The 8,403-nt window shown below is 58.5% G+C and carries 7 protein-coding genes and 2 pseudogenes; 5 read left to right on the top strand and 4 right to left on the bottom strand.

Annotation, left to right across the window (positions count from 1 at the left end):
* A pseudogene (locus NW849_RS13205) lies at positions 1–467 on the bottom strand (energy transducer TonB); the annotation flags it as partial.
* Positions 468–736: 269 nt separating this feature from the next.
* Here NW849_RS13205 and NW849_RS13200 point away from each other — a divergent pair.
* The 3 genes from NW849_RS13200 to NW849_RS13190 all read left to right on the top strand — a co-directional run bounded on the left by NW849_RS13200 (position 737) and on the right by NW849_RS13190 (position 3,531).
* A complete protein-coding gene (locus NW849_RS13200) occupies positions 737–2,014 on the top strand; it encodes an RNA-guided endonuclease InsQ/TnpB family protein (RefSeq protein ID WP_414358175.1) in 1,278 nt (425 codons plus the stop codon).
* 140 nt (positions 2,015–2,154) lie between these two features.
* Positions 2,155–2,631, top strand: a complete 477-nt coding sequence (locus tag NW849_RS13195) for a VOC family protein (protein ID WP_414358172.1) — start codon at positions 2,155–2,157, stop codon at positions 2,629–2,631.
* A gap of 18 nt (positions 2,632–2,649) precedes the next feature.
* Positions 2,650–3,531: a Tab2 family RNA-binding protein gene (locus NW849_RS13190; RefSeq protein WP_414358169.1), complete on the top strand. Its 882-nt coding sequence runs from the start codon at positions 2,650–2,652 to the stop codon at positions 3,529–3,531.
* A 436-nt stretch (positions 3,532–3,967) separates the two neighbouring features.
* On the opposite strand, the gene NW849_RS13185 is transcribed toward NW849_RS13190, so the two are convergent.
* Positions 3,968–5,353 (bottom strand): FGGY-family carbohydrate kinase, encoded by a 1,386-nt coding sequence (locus NW849_RS13185; RefSeq protein ID WP_414358166.1) that lies wholly within the window; start codon positions 5,351–5,353, stop codon positions 3,968–3,970.
* A gap of 165 nt (positions 5,354–5,518) precedes the next feature.
* Positions 5,519–6,004 (bottom strand): 2Fe-2S iron-sulfur cluster-binding protein, encoded by a 486-nt coding sequence (locus tag NW849_RS13180; protein WP_414358164.1) that lies wholly within the window; start codon positions 6,002–6,004, stop codon positions 5,519–5,521.
* A 175-nt stretch (positions 6,005–6,179) separates the two neighbouring features.
* Between NW849_RS13180 and ylqF the strand changes: the two genes are divergently transcribed.
* Positions 6,180–7,031 carry a ribosome biogenesis GTPase YlqF gene (gene ylqF, locus NW849_RS13175; RefSeq protein WP_414358162.1) on the top strand — a complete coding sequence of 284 codons (852 nt, stop codon included), beginning with the start codon at positions 6,180–6,182 and terminating at the stop codon, positions 7,029–7,031.
* Positions 7,032–7,126: 95 nt separating this feature from the next.
* On the opposite strand, the gene NW849_RS13170 is transcribed toward ylqF, so the two are convergent.
* Positions 7,127–8,215: a radical SAM/SPASM domain-containing protein gene (locus tag NW849_RS13170; RefSeq protein ID WP_414330230.1), complete on the bottom strand. Its 1,089-nt coding sequence runs from the start codon at positions 8,213–8,215 to the stop codon at positions 7,127–7,129.
* A 114-nt stretch (positions 8,216–8,329) separates the two neighbouring features.
* On the opposite strand from NW849_RS13170, the pseudogene NW849_RS13165 reads away from it, so the two are divergent.
* A pseudogene (locus NW849_RS13165) lies at positions 8,330–8,403 on the top strand (NAD(P)H-quinone oxidoreductase); the annotation flags it as partial.

The raw sequence follows: 8,403 nt of genomic DNA, 5'->3' as shown, positions 1-8,403 counted from the left end.
GGCTGAGGGGGAGCGGGGGTTGGGGTAGGTGTGGGCGTGGGTGGAGGGGTTGGAGTTGGGGTTGCCAGAGCAACTGTAGCCGGGGCAGGTGGTGGTGGAACAGGGGCAGGCTGCTGTGGTGGCGGTGGTTGGGGTCTTGGCGGAGGAGGAGCAGGGGCCTCCTGGGGAGGGGCGGCCTGGGATTGGGGTGGACTGCCTTGAGAAGGAGGAGCTTCTACCCGCTCACCCCCATCGCGGGAATCGACTTCTGAAACCAGCTCCGCTTCCTCTGGGGGCTGTAGATCTTCTGGATCCAGAAGGATAAACTCGATGGCCTCCTGTTCCGGCTCGCGAATGAGCCAAAGCCGCCCCAAGTGGAGCAATCCCAGCAGCACCAGCACATGCAGCAGCAGCGATAGCGCCACCATCCAAAAAAAGTTGCGAGATTCATCCTCGCGGCGGCGCTGCTCAATCCAGATGCTGGTCATGGCCAAGATCGCCCTCTTGCGTCTTCAACGCTCTCAACACACCGAGTTGTCTGTTGCAGACTCGGCCACGCGGGTAACACACTAGCTAGTGTTATAGCATCCGAGCAGTTGGCACTCCTGCGCAAAGGCGTACAGTCTATCTCGGGCTTGAGAAGGGATCCCACCTTGTAGCTTTAACTTTCGAGGGGTGCGGGGAGCTACATGGACTCCCCGCATTTGAATGCCAGCCAGCGTTTACCACTCGGACTGACCCGGGGTAGAGTATAACCATGCTGACGATAAGCTACACTTACCGCATCTATCCCAATGCCACACAGCAGGCTGAACTGCTGGAGTGGCTGGAAACCTGCAGGGGCGTCTATAACTATGCCCTGCGGCAACTCAAAGACTGGATTGCCGCCCGTCGGTGTCCTATAGACCGCTGCTCCTTGGAAAAGGAATACATCATCCCTGCCGACGAGCCCTTTCCCTCTTATCACCGTCAGCAAAACGACCTGCCTAAAGCAAAGAAACAATTTCCGCATTTGGCTAAGGTACACTCTCAGGTTCTGCAAACCACGCTTCGTAGGCTGCACGATACTTGGGAGGCGTTTCGGAAGCGGGGGTATGGCTTTCCTCGTTTCAAGAAGAAAGGTCAATTCAAGTCCTTCGTGTTTCCCCAATTCAAGAGCAACCCTATTGCAGGTCAGACCATCCGGCTACCCAAGATAGGGAAAGTGGCTATCCACCTGCATCGTCCTATCCCGGAGGGGTTTACGGTGAAGCAGGTGAGGGTATTGTCCAAGGTGCGAGGAACACAGTGGTATGTCGTCGTAACCCTAGAATCGAGTATATCGGTTCCTGATATCCCGGTTCAGGGGCGGGCAATTGGCATTGACCTGGGATTGGAACGATTCTTGACGGTTTCGGACGGCAGTTTTTTCGAGCGCCCTAAGTTTTTTAGGTCGCTGCAAAGCAAGCTGAAAGTGCTGCAACGCAGAGCGGCCCGCAAACAGAAGGGGTCTCGGAACTGGGAAAAGGCACAGCTCAAAGTTGCCAGAGCGCACCATCGTATTGCGAACCGCCGTCGAGATTTCCATTTCAAGGTTGCTCACCGGTTGTGCGACCAAGGGCAGAGCATCTTTGCCGAAGACCTCAACGCTAAACGTTTAGCCCGAGGAATGTTGGGCAAGGATTGTGTCGATGCCGCCTTTGGGCAGTTTTTGTCTCTGTTGGCGTGGGTGTGCTGGAAACGAGGGGTGTACTTTGCCCAGGTTGACCCCAACGGTACCAGCCAAACTTGTCCAAGGTGCCTTGCTACGGTTAGCAAAGCACTGAGCATCAGAGAGCATCATTGCCCTGAGTGTGGGTATCGAACGCATCGCGACCATGGGTCGGCAGAGATGATTCTGCGTCGTGGACTGGAAAGGTGTAGTACCCAGGGACTCTGGGGAACGGAAACCGCCTGCCAAGTCGGTCTGCCGGGGGTTTTGAACCTAGGTCAGTGGCGTGGGGCAGGAATGCCTAATCGTGAGGTTAGGAAGCCCGCGCTCCGCCCGCTAGGGTGAGCGTCGGGAGGATGTCACAATTGCCTACCTTAGATGAAGAGCAGGGATCCCACTGGCCAAGGGGAAAAGCCGCATGTCCTGAGGTGCCGGTTTGAAGTTGGCTGGTGGGGCACTTTTGGCAGCTTTCTAGGAGAACGTTGATGGAGACTATCCGCTTTCATCTGGCCTTTCCGGTTGCCGATATTGCCTTGGCCAAAGCCTACTACGGCGATGGCTTGGGCTGTGAAATCGGTCGAGAAACCCCTGCTGCCGTCATCTTTAACCTGTATGGCCATCAACTGGTGGCCCACCTCACCCACGAAGAGCTGACGCCCCAGCGGGGCATCTACCCCCGCCATTTTGGCCTGATCTTCCCCACCCAAGCGGATTGGCAGGCGCTGGCCGACCGTGCCCTGGAGCGAGCCTTGCCCTTTTATCAGGAGCCGCGTTGGCGCTTTGTTGACACCCCTTTGGAACACGGCACCTTCTTTTTGCAGGATCCCTTCTACAACCTGCTGGAGTTTAAGTACTACCGCCACGCTTCCGCCATTTTTGGGGAGCGGGAGTTGGCCTTGGTCGGGGACAGTGCTTCCCACCGCTCACGCGAACGATCCCCGGCCCGCTCAAGTGGCACGTAGCGCGATAGGAGGGATCCTTTGGCCACTCAACCCCTGCGTTCTGGCCCTGCGCGCTGCCCTATCTGGCAGATGGATTTCAACGCCGTCCCCCTGCGGGATGAGCAGAACCGACGGGTTTGGGAGCTGTTGGTGTGCGATCCCACCGGCCAGTTTCGCCAAGCGCAGTATTGCAGCAACCAAGAGGTGAACAGCACCTGGGTGGCACGACAGTTGCGGAGCTACCTGGAAGCTGCCCCACAGCCTCCCTCGGCCATTCGTGTGTTTCGAGCCCGCATGAGTTCCATCCTGCAACGGGCCTGCGATGCGGTTGGGATCCCGATGCTGCCCAGTCGTCGCGTTTACACCCTCAAAGCCTGGATGCGAGAACGGGCAGAGCGGGTTTACCCCCAAGAGACTCAGTTCACCTACAGCCCCGAACCTCCTGTGGATCCCGATCCGCCGGATCCTATCCGTCTGCCGGACAAGTTGCAGGGAGAACGCTGGGCTTTCGTTACCTTGCGAGCTGAGGATCTGCGGGAAGCCGACGCTTGGCCAATGGAATTTGGCGAGCTTTTTCCGGTTGCCTGGGACACTTTGACGCCCGACCCATTCGCGCCAGCGGTACGGAGCACCCTCATTCCCGGCTTGGTGATCGCCTCCCAGCGGGCTTTACCGATGGCGGCCTGGATGAGCGGTATGGAGCCCGCTTACTTGAGTGTGGCAGACGGACGGCTCCTGTTCGAGGCAGGCCTCAACGATTGCTACCTATTTGCGCAACTGAGAGATGAAAAACTGCGAACAGAGGCAGAAGTCTTTGCCCAGCGCCAGCAGCAGGCCCAAGGGATCCACTTTCTCGCCATTCAAACCGATTTCAAGGCCCAGTCCTTCGCCGGCTTCTGGCTGATGCAACATCCCCTATGAACTATGAATATCAGTCGTTTGCAAGAGCAGAGTGCAGCCCGAACAACTGGGGAGATCATCATCGCTGTCTCAGAGGGAAAAACCTACAGTCATTCAAGGAGGAATGAGACTGTTCCGCTGCATGGCTTCCTGGCTCCTCTCTCCCTTTCCTAGGGATGGTCGCGGAAGCGGCGTGAAGCGTTTGGACGGCACCGCGGAGCAGTTGAGAAGTGCCTTGATCTATAGTCTTTCAGCTTAGGGTGAGACGCCCGAGCTACGGAGAAAAGCTTCCTGACCTCGTGCATGATTGCTCCGCAACGCTGATGCGACGATGCGACGACGCAGCCCATGTTTTAGGTGGGCGTAGTGTCCTAGTTTGGATCGAAATGACTGTTGAAATGACCGTAGCAAGAACCCCAGCGCTACGGGGAAGCAAGCTGGTGGGGCAGGGAGCATGTCAAAGCAGGTTGCTCAGGCGGCTGTGAAAGGCTGAGTAGATCTCTGCGTAAGACTTCGCCCATTCTGGATCTGGTTGAACATAGCGTTCCACCTGCACCAATCGATCGGCAGCCTGTTGGACAGAGCAGCACCAATAGGCAGAAGCAGCCAAGATGGCTGCCCCCACAGCCGGCTCTGGGTGTTTCACCACGGCCAAGGGACGGGCAAGGATACTGGCGCGCAGGCGCAACCAAAGAGGGCTTTTGCTGCCTCCGCCGGTGGTGAACATCGGACTCTGTTCTGACACCGGGATCCCTTGAGCCGCCAACGTTTCCAGCCCCAGCCGCTCGACCATGGCTACCCCCTCTAACAACGCAGCATAAAAACGGGGGGATCCCTCTTCTGCCTCCGGCAAGAACCCGGCAAACCGGGGATCGACAATGGGAAAACGTTCTCCCGGCTGACAAAGGGGATAGCTGACCAGCCCAGTGGGCAGATAAGCCTGGGCTTGCTGATCCAGCACTTGCAAGTTGCCGCCAGGGAAGTAATGGGGCAAAACTCCGCCTCCACAAAAGGAAGCCGCTCCCGGCCACCAAACCGTTCGTTCGCGACAGTGGTGTGGAGCACAGTCCGGGTGCAAATGGGAATAGATGCTTGGGGTTTGTATGGGATCCGGACTGTTGGCCTTGAAAATGAGGGTTGTGCCCAAGCTGGTGGAAACCTGACCTAAGCGGGTGGCCCCTGCTGCCAATTGCCCGGCACAGCCATCCGTGATCCCTGCCGCGATCAGCACTTCCGGCCCCAATCCCCAGTCTGCTCGCACCGTTCCCAAACCCGTTCCCGGCGACACCACCTCGGGGAAATGCTTAGGATCAAGGCCCTGCCGCGCCAACCACTCCTGAGGCCAGGTGTAGGTCTCCAGGTCAAAGCCACTTTTGAGGGCGTGGGTGTGATCGGTAACCAGCTTGCGCCCCCCCAGTTGGCTCAGCAAAAAGTCCGCCGGATGGGCCAGGTAGCTGTCTCGATACTGATCAGGATGGGCTTCCGCCCACCACAGCCAACGGCTGAGGCCCCAACTGGCAGGGATCCCCAATTGCTTGGCCTGAGCCTGGCCCCGCGGGTCGGAATACAGCCACGCCTGTTCCAACGGCATGCCCCGACCATCCACCGGCAGAATGGTGCCGGAAGTGCTGCACGCACTCAGAGCGGCAATGGAATACCGATCCCCCAGTTGCGCGGTTAGTTGTCCCAGAAGGGCTTTCAGGGTTCGCAACCAGCGGCCTGGATTGGTCTCTGGGGGATCCCACCGGCGCTCGCTTTTGGCCACCACCTCTCCTTGTTCTGAGAGGGCCACCACCCGCATCCCAGAAGTGCCCAGATCGATCCCAAGAAACACAGGGGGCATAGGGGTACTCATCTCATCATCAGCTCATCATTAGGAAGGAAAATGCCTTGTCATGATGGAGTGCCCAAGGCCCAAGAATGCTCTCTGTATAGATGGGGTGGCCAAGTGGCTCAAACTGGCCTAAAGGATGGGAAAGGACTCCGGCCCGCTGTCGCGATCACAATTTCAAAACTCCTGGCTGCTCCGAGCCAACGCTTCTTGGATATCCAGATCCAGCCCTTTCACCGATTCCAGCACCGAGCGGGTGATCAGCTTACCCTCCTGCACCAAAATGGCGCCGGTTACAGGGTGCAAAAGCGGCTGTTCGGCCCGCCGACCGATCAACGCCTCGATATCCTGAAAAGCATTGATGTACATCCCGGCAGGCAATTCCACCACCACCCCTTCCCCCAGCACGCGCGCTTGGCAGGCCAGGCGGGAGTTGGGCTTGCAGGTGGTGATCGCCTCCAGGGTGCGCTGCTCCCGCTTGCTCACCGGAGACAAAGACTCCATCCCTTCCTTAACGTACACATGGCAGGTGGCACAGAGGCCGCGCCCGCCGCACTCTTTCAACACATTCAGCTCTTCCTGCAACAGTACCGAGAGCAAATTGCTGTTGGTGGCGATTTCAGACACTTGGGCAATGGGATCCAACCGCACGCGCTTGACCATAACCTTCCCTCTGTTACACGCCTTAACATTAGCTTGTCCATGAAATAAAGATCCCAGCCGCGTCCACATTGTATTATTGGCTACCTCGGTGGGCAGGTTGAGCCTCTTTTGGGGAATCGGGCTAGATTGGATCCCACTGCTGATTTCTGCTGTCCACTTCTAGGATTCTGGCGGCATGAGTTCTCCGGCCATCCAGTGGTATCCCGGCCACATTGCCAAGGCGATCGGCCAGTTGCGGGAAGAGTTGCAGCGAGTGGATGCGGTCATCGAGGTGTTGGATGCGCGGATCCCTTCGGCCAGCCGTCATCCTGAGCTGGGCCGGTGGCTGGGGGAAAAACCTCGTCTTTTGGCTCTGAACAGGGTGGACTGCATTGAGGCCAGGGATCTGAAAGCTTGGCAGGAGTATTTTTTACGGCAAGGGATCCCTGTCTATCCCACCAATGGCCGCTCAGGAGAAGGGGTGAATCGCCTCAAGCAGGCGGTCTTGCACTTGGGGCAATCGGTCAACACGCGGCGTCAACAGCGGGGCATGCGACCGCGGGCCGTTCGGGCGGTGGTGGTGGGCTTTCCCAATGTGGGCAAATCTGCTCTGCTGAATCGGCTTTTGGGGCGGCGGGCAGCCGAGAGCGCAGCACGTCCTGGAGTGACGCGGCAACTGCGGTGGGTGCGGCTGGGGGGAGAGTTGGATCTGTTGGACTCGCCGGGCATCCTACCGCCCTCTCTGCCGGATCAACAGGCGGCTTCTCTGTTGGCCATCTGCGATGACATCGGCGAAGCGGCCTACGATCCCGAACGGGTGGCGGCCTACTTTTTGGATCACGTGCTGAGGGTGCAGCCCCAAGCCCGATCTCTCCTACAAAGGCGCTACGGTTGGCCGGATCCGATCCCTCCCGGTGGTGCTGCAGTGCAGGAGTTGGCCGAGCGGCGGTATCAAGGGGATCCCCAGCGGGCGGCACGGCAAGTTCTCAACGACTACCGCAAGGGCTTGCTGGGGCCGCTGGCCTTGGAACTCCCTCCCAAGGCTTGAGCCCCTTAGAAGAAATCACGAAAGAAAGTCACGTTGTTGCTATGCCCACGGCAGGGAAACCGCTGCTGTGGGGCGTTGACTTTTCCCGAAACTGTCTACACTTGTCCCCAACCGGGATCCAGCCTCTGTTTCCAAGGCCGATACACCTTGAAGTAGACAACGGAACCCACTTGTCTGGCCAAGGCTTTGATGCAAGTGTCTCCACCCATACAGCGCTGGCAAACGGGATGGTTCACCTGCAGACGATTGAACCCCCGCCGCAGCGCACAGGCCGGTTGGCCCCGCAAAATCTCGGCCAGGGATCCCCCCAGCGTCACTTGCCCCAGCGGGATTTGCCCTTCATAGTCCTTGCAACAGGGCACCACCGTGCCGTCGTAGAGGATCCCCGCCTGACCGGAAGCGCCATTGCAGTATCCCCAGCGAGCTGGGATTACCCGGTCTGTCTCCACGTTGCCCCAACTGTCCAAGGGAAACGTTTCCAAAACCAAGCGGGGATGGATGCGGATCTGCTGCCAGCGGCCCGGTCGGTAAGTAGCAATCTGGGCTTCTACCCAATCGAGAGCCGGTGCATCCGGGATCCCTTGCAAAGCTCGTCTGGCCCAAGCCGAGAGCTGAGCGCGCATCTGCTGTGCAGAATCGATCACCGAAAGAGCCTTATGCGGCACCAAAAACGGGTGGGGGCTAGTATCCAGGAATTTGAGATGCACCTGCGTAGGGCTGGAGGAGCGCAAGTGCACCTGCAGAAATTGGGTAATCCCAGCAAAGTAGCGCTCCGGCGTGAGGCGGGGAGGTGCTCCGCGAATGCTGAAGGTGACTGGATCGGGAGTTTGCAGGGAAATGGTTAGCTTAGCAAAGGGGCTGCGGTTCAGCTTTTCAATGTGCTCCGGCCAGAGGGCAAAGGTGCTGCCGTTGCTGGTCAGGTGCAGGCGAAGGCCAAGCTCAGCGGCCCTGCGAATACCCTCGAAAAGGTATGGGTAGAGCAGCGGCTCCCCCATCAGGTGAAAAGCCATCACGCGGGCCAGCCCTGTTGCCGCTACTTCCTCCAAAATCTGCTCCAGCAGAGCGGGCTCCATGTGCCCCCGCCGCCGTTGCATGATCCCATCTGGACAAAACTCGCACTTAAAGTTGCAAACGTTGGTCACCTCTATGTGCAGGCGTTCCAGTTGGGGAATAACAGCAGACATTAACAGCAGACATAGAGAGGGCCGGAACAAGTCGAGGGCAAATAGCGGATCCCCCACAAGCGCTAGGTAGTGATACGCTGTTTATCAGGTTAGATCCGGAGCGGAGCCATCGCAATGCTGAAATGCACCACTCGCCACGTCCACATTTTTGCCGGTGAAGTTACTGCAGACAACAACTTCGTGCCCCG

The organism is Synechococcus sp. R55.3, from assembly GCF_047461975.1.
GTDB lineage: Bacteria > Cyanobacteriota > Cyanobacteriia > Thermostichales > Thermostichaceae > Thermostichus.
The sequence above is the reverse complement of the archived record's forward strand: the minus strand, read 5'-3'. Positions and strand labels throughout refer to the sequence as shown.